Annotated in this window: 14 protein-coding genes; 5 read left to right on the top strand and 9 right to left on the bottom strand. The window is 65.9% G+C overall.

Features of this window, described 5'->3' with window-relative positions; translation table 11 throughout:
- Positions 1 to 182: 182 nt before the first annotated feature.
- A complete protein-coding gene (locus tag Pla108_RS14410) occupies positions 183 to 971 on the bottom strand; it encodes a hypothetical protein (protein ID WP_146445675.1) in 789 nt (262 codons plus the stop codon).
- Positions 972 to 1,058: 87 nt separating this feature from the next.
- Here Pla108_RS14410 and Pla108_RS14405 point away from each other — a divergent pair, with 87 nt between their 5' ends.
- Together Pla108_RS14405 and nadE are read left to right on the top strand one after the other, a co-directional pair.
- Positions 1,059 to 2,228, top strand: coding sequence for a competence/damage-inducible protein A (locus Pla108_RS14405; RefSeq protein WP_146445674.1), 1,170 nt, complete (start codon positions 1,059 to 1,061; stop codon positions 2,226 to 2,228).
- A 156-nt stretch (positions 2,229 to 2,384) separates the two neighbouring features.
- A complete protein-coding gene (nadE, locus tag Pla108_RS14400) occupies positions 2,385 to 4,298 on the top strand; it encodes an NAD(+) synthase (protein WP_146445673.1) in 1,914 nt (637 codons plus the stop codon).
- A gap of 113 nt (positions 4,299 to 4,411) precedes the next feature.
- Here the strand turns inward: nadE and Pla108_RS14395 are convergent, their stop codons facing one another.
- Genes Pla108_RS14395 through Pla108_RS14385 form a run of 3 tightly spaced genes read right to left on the bottom strand, consistent with a single transcriptional unit; the run spans position 4,412 to position 8,159 of the window.
- Positions 4,412 to 4,816: a VOC family protein gene (locus tag Pla108_RS14395; RefSeq protein ID WP_146445672.1), complete on the bottom strand. Its 405-nt coding sequence runs from the start codon at positions 4,814 to 4,816 to the stop codon at positions 4,412 to 4,414.
- 36 nt (positions 4,817 to 4,852) lie between these two features.
- Positions 4,853 to 7,135 (bottom strand): bifunctional 23S rRNA (guanine(2069)-N(7))-methyltransferase RlmK/23S rRNA (guanine(2445)-N(2))-methyltransferase RlmL, encoded by a 2,283-nt coding sequence (rlmKL, locus tag Pla108_RS14390; protein WP_146445671.1) that lies wholly within the window; start codon positions 7,133 to 7,135, stop codon positions 4,853 to 4,855.
- A gap of 13 nt (positions 7,136 to 7,148) precedes the next feature.
- Positions 7,149 to 8,159, bottom strand: coding sequence for a DUF2608 domain-containing protein (locus Pla108_RS14385; protein WP_197526570.1), 1,011 nt, complete (start codon positions 8,157 to 8,159; stop codon positions 7,149 to 7,151).
- A 223-nt stretch (positions 8,160 to 8,382) separates the two neighbouring features.
- Here Pla108_RS14385 and Pla108_RS14380 point away from each other — a divergent pair, with 223 nt between their 5' ends.
- The gene (locus Pla108_RS14380; protein ID WP_146446002.1) at positions 8,383 to 9,276 is read left to right on the top strand and encodes a peptidylprolyl isomerase; all 894 of its coding nucleotides are present in this window, start codon (positions 8,383 to 8,385) and stop codon (positions 9,274 to 9,276) included.
- Between the two features lie 58 nt (positions 9,277 to 9,334).
- On the opposite strand, the gene Pla108_RS14375 is transcribed toward Pla108_RS14380, so the two are convergent.
- The 5 genes from Pla108_RS14375 to Pla108_RS14355 all read right to left on the bottom strand — a co-directional run bounded on the left by Pla108_RS14375 (position 9,335) and on the right by Pla108_RS14355 (position 17,699).
- Positions 9,335 to 9,808, bottom strand: a complete 474-nt coding sequence (locus Pla108_RS14375) for a TraR/DksA family transcriptional regulator (protein ID WP_146445669.1) — start codon at positions 9,806 to 9,808, stop codon at positions 9,335 to 9,337.
- A gap of 100 nt (positions 9,809 to 9,908) precedes the next feature.
- Positions 9,909 to 14,486: a beta strand repeat-containing protein gene (locus Pla108_RS21015; protein WP_197526569.1), complete on the bottom strand. Its 4,578-nt coding sequence runs from the start codon at positions 14,484 to 14,486 to the stop codon at positions 9,909 to 9,911.
- Positions 14,487 to 14,774: 288 nt separating this feature from the next.
- Positions 14,775 to 15,803 (bottom strand): S66 peptidase family protein, encoded by a 1,029-nt coding sequence (locus Pla108_RS14365; RefSeq protein WP_197526568.1) that lies wholly within the window; start codon positions 15,801 to 15,803, stop codon positions 14,775 to 14,777.
- A 61-nt stretch (positions 15,804 to 15,864) separates the two neighbouring features.
- Positions 15,865 to 16,737 carry a formyltetrahydrofolate deformylase gene (locus Pla108_RS14360; RefSeq protein ID WP_146445667.1) on the bottom strand — a complete coding sequence of 291 codons (873 nt, stop codon included), beginning with the start codon at positions 16,735 to 16,737 and terminating at the stop codon, positions 15,865 to 15,867.
- 80 nt (positions 16,738 to 16,817) lie between these two features.
- Positions 16,818 to 17,699 (bottom strand): HDOD domain-containing protein, encoded by an 882-nt coding sequence (locus Pla108_RS14355; protein WP_197526567.1) that lies wholly within the window; start codon positions 17,697 to 17,699, stop codon positions 16,818 to 16,820.
- Between the two features lie 316 nt (positions 17,700 to 18,015).
- Between Pla108_RS14355 and Pla108_RS14350 the strand changes: the two genes are divergently transcribed.
- Both Pla108_RS14350 and Pla108_RS14345 read left to right on the top strand, forming a co-directional pair.
- The gene (locus Pla108_RS14350) at positions 18,016 to 19,488 is read left to right on the top strand and encodes an AAA family ATPase (protein WP_146445665.1); all 1,473 of its coding nucleotides are present in this window, start codon (positions 18,016 to 18,018) and stop codon (positions 19,486 to 19,488) included.
- Positions 19,489 to 19,580: 92 nt separating this feature from the next.
- A complete protein-coding gene (locus Pla108_RS14345) occupies positions 19,581 to 19,985 on the top strand; it encodes a hypothetical protein (RefSeq protein ID WP_146445664.1) in 405 nt (134 codons plus the stop codon).
- The last annotated feature ends 117 nt before the right edge of the window (positions 19,986 to 20,102 follow it).

Genomic DNA, 20,102 nt, shown 5'->3' with positions numbered 1-20,102 from the left:
GGCATCCCCCTCCCTGATAGGGAGGGGCTAGGGGAGGGTCAGCGTTCTCCGCTACACCTCGCCCGCTTGGCTCATTGAGCCGGGATGACCATGAAGCCAAGATCGGTACACAGACTGGCCCTCCAATCGACGCCGATCACACTCCCCTAACCCCTCCCTAAAAGGGAGGGGGATAAGGAAGCTCAGCGAGCGGACTCCAACGCCTCGTCGGCCGTGATCAAGCCGTCGCCGTTCGCATCTTTTGACGTGAAGTCGCGGACGGTGGAGCTGTTCCAAGAGCGGCTCCATTCGTGCATCGCGACCTGCCCGTCGCCGTCCTTGTCGCGCTGGGCGAACCAGCTGGGCAGGCCATCGGGCAGCTTTTCGGTCGCGGTCTGGAGGCGGTAGGTGCGGAGGTCGCCGCCGGCGGTGGAGACGCTAGTTGCCTGCTTCTCGCGGCGTTTCTGCATGACCCGGGCGACGAGTTCGTCGTAGGTGATCCGTTTGTCGTTGTTGGCGTCCGCCTTGCCGGGGTCGCCGCTTATCTTGCTCCACTCGTCCTCCGACAGCACTCGGTCGCCGTCGAGGTCGTACTTGGTGAGCAGCCCGCGGGCGTACGCGCGGTCGCGCTCGCTCGACGGACTGGCGGTCGATGCTGCAGCCGTCGTGGAAGCGAATCCGCGAGCTTTTTGAACCGCTTTAGGGGCGCCAAAACTGAGCGGACCGCTCGCCGCCGCACTTGCCGGTTCGGGCGCGGGTTGTCGGCGGTCATCCCGACGGTCGGCGCCTTGCTCCTCCCGCGAACGGTCACGGCCCCGCCGTCGGCCGCGGTCGGACCCCCGCTCTTGGCCGTCGGCGAGGTTCGGCGTCGCCAAGACCTGCAGCATAACAAGACAGCCCAGTAACGCGGCGGCCCAAGACTTCGCCATCCGGGGCGCCGCTGCACCGACTTCTCGGCAAGCGGTGGTCGTGAGGGCTTCTTGGCGGTTCATAGAGCCAGGCGGTCGGTTGGGGGCGTCGCTGCGAGCGGAGGGGGTCACTACATTCTAACCAGCCAACCGCCCCGAGGGTTCCGCCCAATGCCAGCGTCTGAAACCGCCGAACGGACCCTCGTCGCCGAGGTGATCGCCATCGGCGACGAGCTCACCACCGGCCAACGGCTCGACACGAACACCCAGTGGCTCGCCCAGCGGCTGACCGACGCCGGGCTGCTGGTCCGCTACCACACGACGGTCGCCGACGACCTGCAGGCCAATATTGAGGTTTTCCAGGCCGCGGCCGCCCGGGCCAACGTGGTCGTCGCCACCGGCGGGCTGGGGCCGACAGCCGACGATTTGACGCGGGACGCGATGGCCGCCGCCGCGGGGGTCCCGCTGATCAATGACCCCGACCTGGCCGCCCATATCGAGTCGATCTTCACCTCCCGCGGTCGGGTGATGCCGCCACAGAACTTGCGTCAGGCCCAGCTGCCAGAGCACGCCCGGCCGATCCCCAACCCGGGGGGCACGGCGCCGGGCGTCGATCAGACGGTCGGCGGCTGCCGGCTCTTCGCCCTGCCCGGGGTGCCGGCCGAGATGCACGATATGTGGGCCGCCACGGTCGCCCCGGCGATCACCGCGATGACGGGCCGCACCCGCGTCACCCGCCACTGGTTGGTGAAGTGCTTCGGCGCGGGGGAGAGCACCGTCGAGGGGATGCTCGGCGGATTGATCGCCCGCGGCCGCGAGCCGCTCGTGGGCATCACCGCCAGCCAGGCGACGATCACGCTCCGCGTCACGGCGAGCGGCGAGACCGATGCCGACTGCTACGCCGCGATGGCCCCCACGCTCGACGAGATCCGCACCAAGCTGGGCGAGCTCGTCTATGCCGAGCAGCCCGGCGGCGAGGAGGAGATCGAGCTCCACCAAGTCGTCGTCGAGCTGCTCCGAGAACGAGGCCAGACGCTGGGCGTCTCGGAGGAGGAACCCCAAGGCTTGTTGGCTCAATGGCTCGCGTCGGCCGATGTCGGTGGCGAGGTCGGTGGCGTCATCGTCACCGACGCCTCCGCATCCGGGGCGACGGGCAGCCTCGCGGATTACTTGATAGCGGTCAAAGCGGGCCTTGATGGCTCGGTCCCCGTCGCTGTCCAGACGCCCGCCGGCAGCGTCAGCAAGGACATCCTCCTCATCGGCCACCCGTCGATCCACCGAGCGCTAGTGGCGAAGCACGCGCTCAACCTGCTTCGCCTCGAGCTCTTGAAGCAGAGCTAATTAATGTCTTATGCAGAAATACCGAGCTATCGAAATCTTCGCACCTTTGCGCCTTGGCGTGAGCTTCAACTGGTTTAATTCATCTCACGCCAAGACGCGAAGGCGCTAAGAAAGAAAGCAATCCACCATCCTCCGCGTCTCTGCGCGAAATCAACCATGCCGACCCTCCGAATCGCCGCCGCCGCGCTGAACCAGACGCCGATCGACTGGGAAGCAAACCTCAGTCGCACCGTCGCGGCGATCGACGCGGCGCGCGACGCCGGCGCCCGGCTCGTCTGCCTGCCCGAGCTTTGCCTAAGTGGCTACGGCTGCGAGGACCTGTACTTCGCCAAGCATGTCCGCGAGCGGGCGCTAGGGTCGCTGCAAGAGCTGGCGCCGCAAACGAAGGGGATCGCCGTCACGGTTGGCCTGCCGCTCGAAATCGACGGGGTGCTCCGCAACGCCGAGGCGATGCTGATCGATGGCCGGCTGGTCGGCTTTGCGCTGAAGCAGCACCTGGCGAATGACGGCATCCACTACGAGGCGCGCTGGTTCACGCCTTGGCCCGCCGGCCAGCAAACCACCGTTGAAGTCGATGGCGAATCCATTCCCGCCGGCGAACTGGTCTTTGACTTCGATGGCGTCGGCCTGGGGATCGAGATCTGCCGCGACGCGTGGGTCGGCTCGGAGCGGCCCGCCTCCCGCTACGCCGAGCGCGGCGTTTCGGTGTTGCTCAATCCCTCGGCGAGCCACTTCGCGTTCGGCAAGCAGGCGATCCGCGACGGCCACGCGCTGCTCGGTGCGAAGCTCGTCAACGGTCTGTTCGTCTACACCAACCTGCTCGGCAACGAGTCGGGCCGGGCGATCTTCGACGGGGGCGTCTTCTTCACTAGGGCGACGGCTGCCGGCCCCGAGTTGCTGGCGGGGACTGAGCCCTTCTCGTGCCGCGACTACGTGCTGAGCCTGATCGACGCCGAGGTCGACGCCCGGCCCGGCGCCGGGCGCGTCGAAACGGGCTGGTCCTTGATGGCGCCGGCCGACCAACGCGACGACACGAAGCCTGTATTGCGTGGTGAACGCCTCTCAAAGTTTGAGGAGTTCAGCCGCGCTGTCTCGCTGGGCCTGCTCGATTACCTTCGCAAGAGCGGCGCGCGGGGGTTTGTTCTGTCGCTCAGCGGCGGCGCCGACTCGGCAGCGTGTGCGGTGCTGGTTTGGCTGGTGGCGAAGCGCGTGATTGGCGAGGTTGGCGTCGGCGGCCTGGCGGAACGCTTGCCGAAGACACCCGGCCTTACCGAAGCAACCGAAGCCCGCTCCGCGGTCCGCCATCTATTAACAACGGCCTACCAAGGAACCAAGAACTCGTCCGACGTGACCCGCGACGCCGCCGCCGCCATAGCCGAGGCGGTCGGCGCCGAGCATCACGCCTGGACGATTGACACGCTCGTGGCTGATTACGTCGGCCTCGCCGAGACCGCGCTCGGCCGCGATCTGACGTGGGAGACCGACGACATCGCCCTGCAAAACATCCAAGCCCGCGTCCGCGCGCCGGGGGTTTGGCTCTTGGCGAATCTCAAAAACGCCTTGCTCGTGACGACCGGCAACCGCAGCGAGGCGTCGGTCGGCTACGCCACGATGGACGGCGACACGGCCGGCGGCCTGGCGCCGATCGCCGGCATCGACAAAGCGTTCTTGCGGGAATGGCTCCGCTGGATGGAGACCGAGGGGCCTGCCGGGATCGGCCCGCTGCCGGATCTCGCTTGCATCAACGCCCAGCAGCCGACCGCCGAATTACGGCCGCTCGACACGCACCAGACCGACGAGGCGGACCTGATGCCGTACCCGGTGCTCGACGCGATCGAGCGGTCGATGATCGCCCACCTCGAGCCGCGTGACGAGACGCTCCGCCGCCTCGGCGAGGCGTTCCCGCAGTACGAAACGGCGCAGCTCGTCACCTGGACCGACCGCTTCTGGCGGCTGTGGCGCGCGAGCCAATGGAAACGCGAACGCCTGGCGCCCGGCTTCCACCTCGACACGCACAACGTCGATTCGCGGACGTGGCGCCGCTGGCCGATTTTGAGCGGCGAGGGTTGAACTGTGTGCAGAGCGGGGGCCGCTGCCCTCCGGGAACTGACGTTTCCCGGCTCTCTGCAAGTGCGTGTACCTGAGAGCCGGGAAACGTCAGTTCCCCGAGTTGCGAGACGTCTCTATCCCGCCGACCCATCGGGACTGGCGAGGACGACCGTATATCCGTCGGGGTCGCGTATCCAGAACTCCCAGTGGTTTGGGCCGCCGTCGCCCGATGACGGGTTACGGTGTCGAGGCAAGACGACCTCGGCGCCTAACTCCTCCGCGCGGACTTGAGCCGCGTCGAAGTCGTCCATTTCAAACCACAGAAGCACGCCGTTGCCGTACGGCTTGTCGTCGCGGTCGCCGATCGGCCCGTGGTGGCGGTCTTCTTCGAAGTGATGCAGCTGCATGACGATACGGCCATGATCGACCAGCCGTTCGTACTCGGGCCCGCCGTGCCCGCTCTGGCAGCCGAGCAACTTCTGGTACCAGCGGCTACTCGCTTCGACATCGGTGACCGCGATCAAGGGTTGGGGACGCATGTCGGCGACCTCGTGTGATCGTGATGGGTTTCCTAACTAGCCTAATGCCGTCGCCGTCAACCGCCAGCAGCGGTGGATCCGTTGATTCCGGAAATCCTCCGGCACGGTCTGTTTGCTGATCTCGCGCACCGAGTAGCCGGCCAGCGCCGTCTCGTCGAGCTTGAAGCGGCGGAAGTTGGTGCTGAAGTAAACGACGCCGTCGTCGGCGAGGCGTTTGCGGATCGCGGTCAGCAGCGGGACGGCGTCGCGCTGCACGTCCCAGTCGTCGTCGAGCCGCTTGCTGTTGGAGAAGGTCGGCGGATCGACCACCACGAGGTCGAACATCGGCGTCCGCGGCAGCCCGTCGATGTACGCCCGGCTGTCGGCGCGGTGGAGGTAGTGCGTCGGGCCGGCCTCGAAGCCGTTCAGCCGCAGGTTTTCGGCGGCCCAATCGAGGTAGGTTTGTGAGAGGTCCACGGTCGTGGTCGATGTGGCGCCCCCCGCAGCGGCGTAGGCCGTGAATGACCCGGTGTAGGCGAACAGGTTAAGCATCCGCTTGCCGGCGGCCCCGTCGCGGACCATGCCGCGCGTGACGCGGTGGTCGAGGAAGAGGCCCGTGTCGAGATAGTCGGAAAGATTGACGCGGAACCGTAGGCCCCCCTCATTGACGACGCGGAAGGCGCCCTCGTCGGCAACGCGCTCGTACTGGGCGTCGCCTCGCTGACGCTCGCGTTTGCGGAGAAACACCTCTTTGCGGGGGATTTCGAGCGTCTTGGCGATGGTCCGCACCATCAGGTCGAGCCAGTCGGCGTGTTCGGCGGGGGTCCGTTCGTGCGGCCGTTCGTACTCGGCGACGACGATCGCGTCTTCGTAGCGGTCGACGGCGAGCGGCACTTCGGGGATGTCGCGGTCGTAGAGTCGGTAGCAGGTGATCTCCCGCTTGGTGGGCCACTTCCGCAAATGCCTTGCCCGCTTGGCCAGCCGGGCGGCGAACTCGGTTGCTTGCCGATCGGCTTCGGGCCGGAGGCCGCCGAACGCCTGCGGCGCTCGTGGCGGTGAGGCTTGAGGCCTGAGGCTTGAGGACTCAGTTGAGGACTCAGTTGGCGACTCAGTTGGCGACTCCGCCGCCTCTCCTTCGTCGTTTGCGTTGACGGTCTCATCCCGCTGGGCTGCCGGCTTCGACTCGTCCCTCGTCCCCCGTCCCCCGTCCCTCGGCTTCCTCGGTCCGTGGAACTCATAGAACGTGCACTCGATGCGGCCGTTGTAGAGTTTGCGGCGTTTGGAAGCGCCTTGTCCGACCAAACCCTCGAACTCGCGGCCGGCGGCAATGATGTAGTGCGACCACGACTTCAGCCGCCGCAGGACGCTCGGCATCGATCGGTAGAGTTGCTCGACCTCTTCGCGCTCGCCGATGCGTTCGCCGTAGGGTGGGTTGGTGATCAGGCAGCCGTAGTCGCGCTTGCTCGAGAGGTCGGCGAAGTCACGGATCTGGAAATGGATGTCATCGACGACCCCGGCCGCCGCCGCGCTGCGGCGGGCGATCTTGAGGGCGTCTTCGCTGACGTCGGTCGCCGACAGGCGTTCTTCGAGCGGCGGCTTAACGCGGCGTTCGGCAGCGGCGCGGGTGGTTGTCCAGTCGTCGCCGGCGAGTCGGGGCCACAACTCGCAGGCGAAACGGCGGTTGAGCCCGGGGGCGATGTCGCGGCCGATCATCGCCGCCTCGATCGCGATGGTGCCCGACCCGCAGAACGGGTCCCAGAACGGCCGGTCGGGGCGCCAACGGCTGAACCGGACCATCGCCGCGGCGAGCGTCTCGCGGAGCGGCGCCTCGCTCACCAAAGGTCGGTAGCCGCGCTTGTGGAGTCCGACGCCCGTCGTGTCCAAGTAGAGCGACGCCTCGTCATTGGCGATGGCGACTTCGATCGCGTAGTCGCCATTCGTCTCGGGAAGCTCCTCGACGCCGTGCCCCGCGCGAAGGGCTTCGACGACCGCTTTCTTGACGATCCGCTGGCACGCCGGGACGCTTGTCAGCAGCGACTTGTACGACTTGCCGCGGACCGGGAACTGGCCGTCGGCGGGGATCCATTCGGCCCACGGCGCCTCGCGCGCCAGGTCGAACAACAGTCCGAAATCATTGGCGGGGCCAATCGCCATGCGGATCAGCACACGCTCGGCGCAGCGGAGCCAGAGGTTGGCGTCGCGGATCGCCTGCTCTCCGCCGTGAAACAGCACCCGGCCGGGGCTCGCGATCCGCGCCGGGTAGCCGAGCGCCTCGAGCTCGAAGCGCACCTCGGCCTCGAGGCCGAAGGCGGCGGTCGCGATCAAATCAAAGTCAGCCAACGCCCGCTCCGCGTTAGTGCGACACGGCCCGCTCGAGGGCGGCGTCGGCGGTGGCGTGGGCCGGCGTGCCGTGGGCCGGTTGGGGGGCGGAAGACGCCGCGTCGGCGCCCGGGAGGCTGAAGACTTCCTGGAGGGCGCCCTCCAGCCGTCGCCACCGCGCGGTCACGTCCCGCTTGTCGCTGTAGCGGAAGCGGGCGACGTTATCGTCTTCGACGCGGTAATGCAGGACGGTCGACTCGATGTCGTGCCGCGACAACGCGTCGTAGACGCGGTGGACATGGCGGGCGTGGTCGTCGATGAAGACGACCGCCTTGGGCGGGTGGTCGGCGTGCTTTAGGGCAACCAGCACCATGGCGCCCTTGTGCTGACCGGCGACCATCATGACGCCGTTCTTGAGCGAGATCGGCTTGGCGGCTTTGAGTCCGAAGAGCTTGGCCTCGTCGGGGCGGATGCCGGCCCGCTCGGGCGCGGTGATGTCGTACGGCAGGAACTCGCCCTGCGGCACGTCGTGCATGGCGGGCGCGTGACGGGCGATCTGGTAGCCGGCCGCGTCGAGCTCGCGCTCGGTGGCGGGGCGGAAGTCGGAGCCACGCGAAGTCAGGACAAGCGTCGGGACGCCGAGCTTCTGGATGGCGTTGACGAGCGCCGGTTCGTTGGCCTGGGGCGGCCGCATTTTGCCGAGCGTGAAGAGCAGGCCTTGAACTTCGAGCAGTCCGTCGAAGTCTTCCGCCACCAGGGATTCGGAACCGGGCTCCTGGTCGAGCAGGTACTCCTGCCATTCGAACCACTGATCGCTGCCCAGTTCGCCCTGCATGGCCAGGAGCGTGTTGTCGATATCGACGACGAGCCAGACATTCTCGGCGCCGAACCGATCGACGTACGCCTGGGCGGCCGTGAGGGCGTCGGCGAAGTCATTGGTTTCGCGGAATTCCGAAGCACGGGCGAACCCCGCCGCAAACAGCACGCCGCAGCAGAGCAGGGTTGGGCGGAGCAGCGTTTGGCGGAGTCGAGACAGGCGGGGCATGGCCGGCAGCGGAAGGGAAATAGCCTGGGGGGGAACGCCGATGATACCCACCCGGGGGGCGGCCGGCCACCAGCTCTGGGGCCGGTCGTAGCGGTTTGGCGGGCCCGCTCGGCCCAAATTCCTGGCCGGTCGTGCGACGTAATCGTCGATTCTGACTAGGCTGGAGGGACTCGCCTGCCGTTTCCGGCTCCCCCTTCTCCCCGCGTCCTTGGGCGGCTTTGACATGCTTCGCTACTCGACTTTTGCCCCGCTCGCCCTGGTCCTCGCGTTCGCCGCGGCGTCGCCGGCACAGACGATCCGCTTCCAGACAAGCGCCGGGGCGTTCGACATGCTGCTCAACCCGACGGGCAACGCCGATCTCCAGCCGCTGGTCGATAACATGATCGCCAACGTCGGCGCGGGGGTGTACCACAACTCGGTGGTGAACCGGGCCGTCGATGACTTCGTGCTCCAGATCGGCAGCTTCCAGGCCGACTCGGCGCTGCTCGGCGACGTGCCGCAATTCGGCTTCGACTCGACGAAGTCCTTCGACCCGGTGATCGTCGATAGCAATGGCGATGGCCAGGTCGACTTCAACACCTCGGGGCTCACGAATACGATCGGGACGGTTTCCTTGGCCCTCTCGTCCGCGGGCCCCAACAGCGGGTCGGCCAGCTTCTTCATCAATCTGACCGATAACTCGTTCCTCGATAGCCAAGGCTTCGTCCCGTTCGCGACGATCGCCGACCTGACGACCGTCGACCGGATCATGGCGCTCGACAAGATCGACCTCAGCGCCGCTGTGGGCCAGAGCGGCAGCCTCGCCTACACCGATGTGCCGCTAGCCAGCGATGGCGATCTCGTTGTCATCGAAACCGCTTCGGTCATCTCTCAAGACAGCCACGTCTTTGTCGGTCCGCTCCGGGACGCGTACGGTCTGGACGACTTGCCGATGGCGGGAGACGCTTCGGAGCTGGCGAACCTCAACGCTATCGTCGACAACGCCCTCAGCTCGATGGGGACAAGCAACGCGAGTTCCGCCGCCGCGTTTGCTTCGGCGGTTCCTGAACCGACGACCGTTCTGCTGGCGATGATCGGATTGGTCGCCGCCGCGCACCGCCGCCAGGCCGCCAAGTAACGTTTGCCTGGTTGTAAACGAGGCGACTCTCAGCGCCACCCACCATCGCGGCCGCCCTTCATAAACGGCACGATGGGACGCCGGTGCAGAACCGTTTGTAGCGGGTTAAACCGCCGCCGCGGCTGACGCGGAGCTCGACCAGCGAGCCGCACCGCGGGCAGAAATCGGGCTCGTCTGGCTCGGGTTCGCCCGCTTCGGCGCGGGACTGACAGGCGACACACCGTCGGGATTCAGGGAAGATTTCTAGCCGCTCTGGATCGATCGGCTGACGGCAGCGGTCACAGAGGACGGCGGTTTGCCAATCGTCCCCATCTTCGGCCCTATCAGCGTCGCCGACGACGAGGCCGATCCGCTTGCAGCCCGGGCAAGTCATCCGCGCCGCAGCGTCGGTTAACAGCTCGGCTAGGATCGCCTCGTCGGGTTCCCCGTCGCGTCGGAGCTGGCCAACCAGCCGCAGCCGCGCCGCGATATCGGCGGGGCCGCAGACGGTCCGCCAGCCGCAGCCGCTACAAGAAAGGATTCGGGAGAGCATGCCTCCAGCTTAGCCTCTGGCGCCTCGACCGAAAAAGAGAGCGGCGGGCGCCTGACTCGTCAGACGCCCGCCGCTGTCGAGAATCGAGACGGCATCGAAGCTAGTTCGTCGGCTGAGCCACATTGAGGCTGCCGTTGAACGTGAAGTTGGCGTCGGTGCCCGTGTAGGTGACGTCGCCGTTGTTGTCCGTGTTGACGCTCGGCCCGTCGACACCCTGGATGTTGAAGCGGTTGACGGCGTTGTTATTCGTCAGAACCAGTCCGCCAGCCGACGCCGAGTCGTTGCCGCTGAGCGAGAGGTTGGTCGTCGAAGAGGCGCCGTTGGTCACGAGGAAGTCATTCCCGCCGTTGGCGTTCGTGAAGACGTTCCCGTTGATCGTGGCGTTGAGCGTCGAACCGCCGCCAACGTTGAAGTCGAAGGCGTTGCTCGCGACGCTGTCGTTGGTGATCGTGCCGCTCGATAGCTCGAAGCGGATCTGCTTAGCCGACCCGGTTGAACTGATCGCTAGGCCCGATCCGTCGCCCGTCAGCAGTGACGTGCTGGAACCGGTCAGCGAGATGTCGGCGCTGTTGAGCGAACCGCCCAGCGCGATATTCAACCCGTCGACAGCCGCCGAGGACGTGTCAACGACCAGGTCGTTGGCGAAGAAGTCAAACGCCCCGCCGTTGGTCGCGTTGACATCGATGTTGGAGTTGACCGTCAGACCCGAGTTGTTGAAGTCAAACGAGCCGCCGCCGCTGTGGTTGGCGGTGATCGAGCCGTCGATGACCGATTCGTTGAAGGTGAAGTTCACGTTGCCCGCACCCGTGTGGTTGAGCACCACGTCGGTGGGCGTGTTCACGTTGGTGAGCGAAACCGTCATGTTGGTGGCGTTCGTGCTGTCGATCGCGATCGCCGTCGCGCCGGCGGCGGTGATGTCGACGTTCCGCATCGTCAGACCGCCCGAGTTGTTGACGATCACCGCCGAGCCCGACGTGTTGAAGGAGCCGCCGTCGCCGTTCGAGCTGCCCGACACGCTCCCGATCGTGGCGGATCCGCCGGTGTTGTTCTGTAAGACCACCGCATTGGTCGCCGGGCCCGTCGTGCCGACGTCGACCTTGTCGAACGTGATTCCCGAGCCGGCGATCGCCATGCCGTTGACGTTCACGCCAACCCCGGTCTCGGTGGTGATGACGTTGCCCGACCCGGTCACTCCGACCGTGCCGCCGCCCGTCGCGTTGAACGCTGTTCCGGAGGTCGTCGCGATGTCGAGGCCGGCGAACGTGACGGTTGAACCGGTGTTGTTCGTCACGTTGACGGCAGTGTTGACGCCGGTGTCGAGGTCGTTGGTTCCGAGGAAGTTGTAGGTTCCGCCCGTGTTGTTGTTCACGAGGAGGCCCAACGAAGAGTCGGTGATGGTCGAGTTCGGCCCGAAGTTGACGCTGCCACCGGTCTTGTTCTGGACAGCGACGGAACGCCCTGCGGTGGCCTCCACGGAGCCGTCGTAAGTGACGGTGCCGACGCCGCCATCCACCAAGAACGCCGTGCCGGTCTTGCCGCTTATCTCGACGTTATCGGCGAAGGTGAACGCGCCGTCCGAGTTGAGGATGCGGACGCCGTTGCCAGCGCCATTCTCAAGGGTCGTGTTGCTGACGTTGACGGTTCCATCGACCCCATTGAAGACCAGCCCATCGCTCGTCGTCTGATCCATCGTGCTATCGGCGATCGTGACGCTCAGGTTGCCCGCCGCGGCGGCCTGGGTGGCGTCGACCGCCGTGGCGATGCCGTTGGGGGTGGTGACGTCGGTCAACGCGACGCTCGACGTTGTCGAGTTGACGCTGTCGAGATTCACCGCCACGCCGGTCGCCGTGTTGATCGCTAGATTCGTGACCGACGCGTTCGTCACGTCGCTGAGGACGATCCCCTCGCCGTTCGAGCTGATCGTGCTGTCGTTGCTGTTCCCGGTCGAGCCGATCGCTACCGTTCCGTCGTAATCGACGACGCTGATCGGGGCCGCTCCGCTGGTGTCGGTCGCCGTGACGCTGGCGAGGCGGATGCCGTCATTCGTGCCGCTGCCGCCGGACGACTGGCTAAAGCTGCTGGTGATGTTGAGCGCTTGACCGCTCGAGGTGGTGATTCGGTTGTCGGCGCCCGTGACGTTCAGCTCACCGCCGTTCGAGACAATGGCGTCGCCGGTGGTGGTGGTGATGTCGAGCCCGATGAAGTCAACGACCGAGTCGGCGGCGTTGTTGTTGAGTGACACCGCTTCGGCGGCGTTGGTCCCGGTGTTGAGCGTGACCTGCGGACCGAACGTGACGGCCGCCATCGACTGGAGGTCCTCCACGCGGATGCCGGCGCCGGTGTCGGTGATGTTGCCCACAAACTGAACCGTGTCGTCGACATTGTCGATGAACACGCTGCGGCCGCCGTCGTTCGTGATATTGCCATTGATCGTCACCGCGATCGAGTCGTCGGCGCCGGCGCCAACGATGCGGATGGCGTCTTCGGCGCCGGTGTTCGTGATGTCGCCGTTAACGCCGCCGATGTTCACGGCGGCCTGGGCGTTGTTGACCAAGACGCTGACCGCGTTGTTGGCGGTGAGATCGCCGCCGAAGCTGACGGTCGCCTCGTTGGAGTCGACAACCACGGTGCCACCGTCAACGGTGGAGGCGGTTTCGATGTCGGCGTTGATGGTGACGTTGCCGGTGTTGCCGGTCACGACGACGGCGTTTCCGGCGATGTCGGAGATCGTGTTGGTGCTGCCGATCGAGACGGCGCCAGAAGTCGTCGTCACGTTGACCGCTGGCCCCACGCCGCCGGTGAAGCTGGACTGCGTCACGGTGGTCGATGAACCGGTCGAGGTCAGGTCCAGGCCGCCCTGACCGGTTGCGCCGCCGTCGTAGTCGAAGTTGGTGATCGTCGTCGCGCTGCCGGTGACGTTCGTGGTGTTGCTGATGGCGATACTCGGCGCCGCTCCGCCGCTCGACGTGACGTCCGAGATGGCGATCTGCTCCGAGAGAACGGTCCCGGCGCCGGTCGAGTCGCCGTCGATATCGATGTCGTTTCCACCGGAATTGGTGAAGGTGACGTTGTCGATCATCACGCTGCCAAGCAGGTTGACGGTCTCGGTCGTGTTGCTGTTGTTATTCACGTCGTTGACGTCGGCGAGCACGACGGCGGCGAGGGAGATCGCGTCACCCGACGTGTTGCTGATGGTCAGGTCTTGCAGCGTTGAGTTGAACGACCCGGTCGCGGAACTCGTGATCGCGTTGACACCGCCGTCGAACGCGAGGTTCTGGACGATGTTGTTGTTGGCGAGCGTCACGCCGGCGGCCGGAGCGCCGTTGATGGTCGGGATCGCCCCCGCCTGAGCGCCGGCTGACGTCTCGGGGAGGTCGATCGCGCCGAATCGGAACGTGTTGACGCTGAAGGCGTTGTTGCCGCCCTCACCGACGAAGGTCTGCCCGTCTTGCAGCACGGCGCCCTGGCCCGTGAAGACGCTGCCGCCGTGCGCCAGCACGATGTCGTCGGCCAGGCTGTTGCCGTTGATGTCGTTGAGCGAATTGAGCGGGTTCTCGAACGTGCCGTCGCCGCCCGCGGCCGCGGAGCTGTCGACGTGGACAATGCGGATCGCCTGGCCGTTGCTGTTCAGCAGCGAGTCGGCTGAGCTGAACGCCACCGATTGCTGCGTGGCGACGTAGTTGTTGCGGACGACCGGCTCACGGAAGCGGTCGCGGAGGTTGCCGGTCGGGCAGTTCTCAGCGCGGGTGCGTCCGATGAACCACGTGATGCCAAAGAGGGCGTTGGTGTCGAACTCGTCGTCGTTGGCGACGGCGATCGAGACAAGCAGGTCGGGGGTCGCGTAGCCACGCAGACCGACCTTGCCGCCGACGCCGTCGTAGACGCCGCCGTTGAAGCCATAAACACCGCCGAAGACCCATGCGTCGAGGTCGGCGATCCGGCCTGCCACTTCGGCTTCGCCGACGGTGAGGGCGGTGTCTTGGATGCCTTGCAGCAGCGCGCCGATGCCATTGCCGCTGAAAGTGATCTCGCCGATATCAACGAAGTCGCGTGTCTGGGTCCGCTGTCCAACCGGCGCGTAGCCGTTGGCGCGGAAGTCGAGGTGATCGCCGAGGAACTCCAGGGCGACGCCGACTTGGGGGAAGAAGTTGTCGCCGCCGACGCTCTGGCCGTCGGACCAGAGGCTGACGCCCATGATCTTCTCGTCGTCGGGGCTGAAGGGGAACAACGGCAGCGTCATCCAGCGATAGCCGAGGCCGACGTTGTAGCCAACCGTCGACTTATCGTTCAACGTGACCTGTCCATCGAGGAACGACACGCCGCCGTCCGTCGGGAAGAGCTTCATGGTCCCCAGTGTGAGGACGCCGGCTTCTTGGCCGTAGCTCTGCGTCGTATAGGTGGCGCGGATATGCGAGCCGAGCGTCGGGTTGTAGTACCCGCCCGAAGAGGAAGCCCGTGTCGGGGCGCCCCCCATGGCCATGCCAAAGTCGCCCCCCATCGGAATGGAGTTAGCGCTGGGCGTCAGTTGAACGGCGCCCGCTGCGGGGGTATCCGACTCAATGACGGTCCCGGCGAGTGGATCGCTCGGCATCGTGAGTTGCTGGGCGAGCGACGGGGTCGCCGCCAACATTGAAACGAGAGCGACCATCGCCATGAGGCGGGCGAAACGGCTTGGCATCCCTGACTTCCCTATCGAGGTGGGCCCGAGCTAGTACGTTCAGTTAGCGTCCGCCGCGCAGCGGGGCCCCTCGGCCCGCGCTGACAGCGCAGATCGCTCCTGCTAGTGGTCCGGTAGAAGAGACCAGCCCCGGGGACTCGGCCCGAGGCGGCGGGAAATTAGGAGCCTGCCGGGGGGCCTGCAACCCCAGTTTCTCCGGCAAAGCCGCCCGGCGGACAATTTGGTCGGCCCAAACGTGCCGATTCCAGACCCGCTGTAACGGGTTCTCAATCCAACGGCACGGGGTTCTTAGTCCAGCAGAACGGGGTTCTCGAGCACCGTGACTTCCCGTTTGTCGGCGTCGATGCGGACGGGGACCCCCATCGGCAGCGTCGCGTTATAGGTGACGTGCCCCGCCGGGAAGTTGCACACCACCGGGTAAGGCGTTTTCTCGAAGTAATCGAGGAACACCTCGACCAACGACAGGCTCGACCCGTCGCCGTCGTGGTCACACTTGCTGAACTGCCCGAGGACGACCGCCGCGGGCTTGTCGAGTTGGCCGGAGAGCTGCAGCTGGCGCAGCATGCGGTCGATGCGGTAGGGCGCCTCGTTAACGTCTTCCAGGAAGAGCACCCGACCGTCGGTGTCGATCTGGTACTGGCTGCCTGTTAACGAAGCGATCAGCGACAGGTTGCCGCCGCAGAGCGGCCCCTCGGCGACGCCCGACGCGTAGCGCCCGAGCGGCGACCACATCGGCGGCTCGTACGTGAATTGCGTCGCGTCGCGGTTCTCGCTAGCCAGCAAGCAGCGCCAGAAGTACTTGGCGGAGAACTCCGGCAAGTTACTTTGGCTCCCGAGTCCCCACTGTGGATTGGGGGAGTGGAACGTCGCCAGATTGCACTTCACCGCCAAGGCCGAGTGCAGGCCGGTGATGTCGCTAAAGCCGATCAGGACCTTCGGATTGGCGCGGATCTTGTCGAAGTCGAGCAGGTCGAGCATCCGCATCGTGCCGTAGCCTCCCGTGCCGGGGAAGACCGCGTCGACATCGGGGTCGGTGAAGGCCCGCATCAGCTCGGCGGCGCGCCGTTCGTCCGTGCCGCCCAGGTAGCCACGCACGCTGTAGAGGTCTTCCTGGAAGACGACCTTGAAACCCATCTCTTCGAGTCTCTCGACCGCTAGCTCAATCCGCTTGGAGACGAGCTCGCCCGATGGGGCGACGAGCATTATCGTATCGCCGGGCTTCAGGGCGGCCGGCTTGGTCGCCGGTGTCGGCGGGGCTGCCGCCACGGGGGTGACGACAGACACGAGCAGGACTAGCGTGAGCAAACGGCGGGGCATGGCGGCGGTTCCGAATGGCGGGAGCGACAAGCCCCCATCGTACCCAGCCATCGAGGTCGACTCACCCCACGCTATGCGCAGCGACTACTCGGTTAAAGTGCAGCCGCACCTCGTTGTCGACGACCCGCCGGACTCCCTCCACCAGACAACCGGGCTCGTTGTCCTGCTGCCCGCGGCTGATCACTTCCTCAAGACTCGTGCCCGGGGGGACCGAGAAAGTCGCCTGGTTGATGATCTGGTTTCCCGCATCGAGCTCAGGGACGATGAAATGGCACGTCGCCCCGTAGGTGAGCATCCGGTTAGCGTACGCCTCGTGGTAGGGCCGCATGCCGGGGAAGCTCGGCAGCAGGCCGTGATGGAGATTGATGATCCGCCCCCCGGCGTACTTCCAACAGCTGGCCGCCGGGAGCACCCGCATGTACCGGGCCAACACGATGTAGTCGATCGCTAGCTCGTCGCAGATGTCGATCATCGCGTCGTTGTTCGGCTCACCCGAGTCGTCACCGATGAGCCGGAACGGCACGCCAAACTGTTCGGCAACTCCCTGGAGCTTCTTTTGATTGCTGATGACAACGGTCGCCTCGCCGCGGAGCCGTCCGTCGCGGATCGCCCGAAGCACCGCGAGCGGGGTCTCGGGGCGGAAAGTGACGCAGACCGCTAACCGGGGCAGGCGCCCTTCGACGCTTGGCAGGTCGGGCGACCAGAGCCGGATCGAGAGACCCGTTGATTGAGCGACGCGGGCCATCGCCGCACGGACCTCTTCGTAACGGGTCGGGTCGAGGTCGATCCGTGTCAGCATCGAGAAGACGTGCGCGTCGTCCTGGTCGTACATCTGGATCTCGGCGATATTCGCGCCGAGTTCCGTGACCGAGTGGACGATCGGATCGGCGAGACCACGGTGGTCGGGGCCGACGGCTGTGATGACAGCTTGCATCGAACGGAGCGGCGTCGAGATGGACGGTAAGGACAGGCGGAGCCCGATTGTCGCCCCGCCGGCCCCCCGAGCGGAAGGGCTCAGCTGCTCGTCAGTTCGTTGACGTTCGCCACCGCGTCGGGCAGTTCGGCCCAGAGGTGCCGCAGCGCGTTGAGATTCAGGCCCAGCGGGGCGAGGACGCCCTCCGGCGGAGCCGGCAGCCGCCGGTCGGCGACCGAGCCACGGCCGTACCGCGTGGCTAGGTAGTTGGCGACCGCCACGATGCGGGTTTGCGTCGCGTCCGCTTCGGGACAAGCCGCCGGGTTGTGGTGGTAGTCGATCGTATGGACGAGCGAGGGCGGGAAGTGGCCACGCCAAGCCACGTAGGCGCCGAGTTGGGCGTGGTCGAAGCCGAGCACCCGATGCTCGGCGGTCGGCAAAGCGACGCCACTCTTCAGCAGAGCCAGGACCCGCGGGACCAGTGAACCAAGGTGCTGGTTGATAAACAGAAGCCCGATGTCGTGTAGCAAGCCCGCCAGGTAGGCCTCCTCGGGATGGCACGCGTCGGACCGTTTAGCAATCATCCGAGACACGGTCCCAACGCAAACGGCGTGGTCCCACAGCCGGGTCGGATCGAGGCGTCCGCTGGTGTCGTGGCGACCCAAAACGGCGCCGATTGAAAGCGTCAAGGCAAGGTTGCGCACACGCTCGACGCCGAGCAGCGTCAAGGCGGTCTTCAGGTCGCCGACCGGGTTCCGTAAGCCGCAGTAAGCGGAGTTGACCACCTGCATGAGTCGCGCCGACACCGCGGGGTCTTGCTCGATCACCACGAGCAAGTCGGTGGCGTCCGAAGCCGAATCATCGGCGATCTGGATCACCTTCTGCGCGACGGTCGGCAGGGTGCAGAGGCCCGCCAACTTCTCGAACATCGGTTCGATGGACGGATCGATCGCTCGATCGCCGTCGTTGAACGAAACCTGCACGCCAGACCCCTCGAAGAGGGCACGGAGCGACGGGGCAGGTTTTTTAGTAAGGGTTTCTTGCGGCACGGCGTCAATGGGGGATAGACCGCTTGAAGACTACAACGCTCCGCCACGCTGACGGCGAGCTTGTCTCGGGAACAGTCTTACGAATCACCGCAAGTCGACGGCCGACCGATGTAATCGCCACGATCGACACAGAGCACTCCTGTTTGCCGCCGTAGTCGGCGACCCACGCCACTCGTCGGACGCGGAATGGCCTGGGGCGGCCTAGATTTTCGCGATCCAGTCTTTCCGCGTCTCACGGCGAAAACTTTCCATGTCATTCCCCTCCGCTGGCAGCCACGCCGTTGAGACCGCCCCGCCCGAGGGCGGGGCCGACGACTCGCGGCGGCTCGACGAGCTCCTCAATCGGATCCAGCGGCTCACCAGCGAGGACGCCCTCGCGAGTGAGTCGTCGGCGCGCCCGGTCCCCGCCCCGACGACCGCCGCCGAAGCGACCACCGCGAGCGAAGCAACCCCGGTTCAAGCCCCCGCTTGGTTTCCGCTCGAGCCCAACAGTTTCCGTGGGGCCGGCCTGTCTGACAGCGAGGTGGAGAACCTCATCCTCAAGTACCTCAACGCTCGGGCCGAGGCCACGGGGCGCGATCTGTCCGAGCAGGTAAGGCTGCCGTTCCGCCTGATCGATCCGCTGCTGCAGTCGATGAAGGACGACCAGATGGTCGCCCACAAGGCGGCCGCGGTGATGAACGACTACGTTTACACGCTTACCGGCGTCGGGCGTGACCGGGCGAAGAAGCTCACCGACTACTGCACCTACTTCGGGGCCGCGCCGGTCCCGCTCAAGGACTATATCGATAGCGTCAGCGCTCAGACGATCACCAGCCAGCACCCGACCGAGGTCGACCTCCAGCGGGCCTTCCAAGACCTCCTGATCGATGACCGGATGCTCCTGCGGCTCGGGCCGGCGGTCAACTCTGGGCGTGGCCTCTTTCTCTTCGGCGCCCCCGGAAACGGTAAGACGTCCATCGCCGAACGGGTCACCAAGGCCTTTGGCGAGCACATCTGGATCCCCCGCGCCTTGGGGGTCGATGGCGAGATCATGCGGCTGTTTGACCCCAGCATGCACGAGGAGGCGCCTCTCGAGGCGTCGAGCGGGCTGCTCGACGACCACAAGATCGACACCCGTTGGGTCCGCATCAAACGCCCCACCATCGTCGTCGGCGGCGAGCTGACGATGGACTCGCTGGAAGTCACCCTCAACACCGTCACGAACGTCAGCGAGGCCCCGGTCCAGTTAAAGAGCAACTGCGGCACCCTGGTTATCGACGACTTCGGGCGCCAGCGGATGACGACCGACGAGCTGCTGAACCGCTGGATTGTCCCCCTGGAGAAGCGGTACGACTTTCTCAACCTCTCGAGCGGCAAGAAAATCCAGGTCCCCTTCGACCAGCTGATTATCTTCTCGACCAACCTCGAACCCCGTGACTTGGTCGACGACGCCTTCCTGCGGCGGATCCCCTACAAGATTGAGGTGATTGACCCGACCGAGACGGCTTTCCGCAAGCTGCTGGTGATCATGTCGAAGAAGCTCGGCATTTCTTACGACCAAACCGCCGTCGACTACCTGGTCGAGAAGCACTACAAGTCCGTCAACCGGCCCTACCGCGCCTGTCAGCCCCGCGACCTGTTGCAGCAGGTCGTCAACTACTGCCGATACACCAAGCGTCCGCTGGTCATGTCGCAGGAGAATTTCGACTTCGCCGTCGAGAACTACTTCGCCGTGATGTAGCGACCGCCTGTAACGGTTGCGGCGCCGTCACGCTTGACCCAGACAGACGCTTACCCAGCCCTCCCGAACACCCAAAGCAGCAGCCGATCAGCATGACCGCACGTGAAATCAAGCTTGTTTGCGATTCTTGGAAACAAGCCGCCCCGGTTGCCGACACCGTCGTCCGGCTGTTCTATCTGCGATTGTTCCAGCTGGCGCCGGAGCTGCGGGGCCGTTTCCACACGTCGATGTCTGACCAGGGCGACCAGTTGGTCGCGGCGATCGACGACCTGACCGACTGCCTCGCCCACGGCGAAGACACCCTGCTAGCCCCCGCACCGGCCGGCGGCGTCTACGCCGACGTCGTCGCCAAGGCCTGGACCTGGACCCTCCGCCAAGAACTCGGCCGCAAGGCCCCGATGGCGACCCGCAAGGCGTGGCGGACGGTGCTGTCATCGCCCACCTCGGCGGCGTTGTACTCCATCGCGGTGGGAGAGCTCGAATTGGCGGTGGCGTGACGCTTGGCCAAGGTTTCACCCCCCCCATACCGCAATAGCCCCCGCGTCTCAATCGAGACGCGGGGGCTATGTTCGTCTCACCGTGGCTTGGCCACCGTGGCTTGGCCCAGTGGCTTG

The organism is Botrimarina colliarenosi, from assembly GCF_007859955.1.
GTDB classification, from domain to species: domain Bacteria; phylum Planctomycetota; class Planctomycetia; order Pirellulales; family Lacipirellulaceae; genus Botrimarina; species Botrimarina colliarenosi.
The sequence above is the reverse complement of the archived record's forward strand: the minus strand, read 5'-3'. Positions and strand labels throughout refer to the sequence as shown.

Bases quoted from the DNA above. Each gene is read 5' to 3' on its own strand.
- Pla108_RS14410 (WP_146445675.1), bottom strand. From the start codon at position 971: ATGAACCGCCAAGAAGCCCTCACGACCACCGCTTGCCGAGAAGTCGGT.
- Pla108_RS14405 (WP_146445674.1), top strand. From the start codon at position 1,059: ATGCCAGCGTCTGAAACCGCCGAACGGACCCTCGTCGCCGAGGTGATC.
- nadE (WP_146445673.1), top strand. From the start codon at position 2,385: ATGCCGACCCTCCGAATCGCCGCCGCCGCGCTGAACCAGACGCCGATC.
- Pla108_RS14395 (WP_146445672.1), bottom strand. From the start codon at position 4,816: ATGCGTCCCCAACCCTTGATCGCGGTCACCGATGTCGAAGCGAGTAGC.
- Pla108_RS14385 (WP_197526570.1), bottom strand. From the start codon at position 8,159: ATGCCCCGCCTGTCTCGACTCCGCCAAACGCTGCTCCGCCCAACCCTG.
- Pla108_RS14380 (WP_146446002.1), top strand. From the start codon at position 8,383: ATGCTTCGCTACTCGACTTTTGCCCCGCTCGCCCTGGTCCTCGCGTTC.
- Pla108_RS14375 (WP_146445669.1), bottom strand. From the start codon at position 9,808: ATGCTCTCCCGAATCCTTTCTTGTAGCGGCTGCGGCTGGCGGACCGTC.
- Pla108_RS21015 (WP_197526569.1), bottom strand. From the start codon at position 14,486: ATGCCAAGCCGTTTCGCCCGCCTCATGGCGATGGTCGCTCTCGTTTCA.
- Pla108_RS14365 (WP_197526568.1), bottom strand. From the start codon at position 15,803: ATGCCCCGCCGTTTGCTCACGCTAGTCCTGCTCGTGTCTGTCGTCACC.
- Pla108_RS14360 (WP_146445667.1), bottom strand. From the start codon at position 16,737: ATGCAAGCTGTCATCACAGCCGTCGGCCCCGACCACCGTGGTCTCGCC.
- Pla108_RS14350 (WP_146445665.1), top strand. From the start codon at position 18,016: ATGTCATTCCCCTCCGCTGGCAGCCACGCCGTTGAGACCGCCCCGCCC.
- Pla108_RS14345 (WP_146445664.1), top strand. From the start codon at position 19,581: ATGACCGCACGTGAAATCAAGCTTGTTTGCGATTCTTGGAAACAAGCC.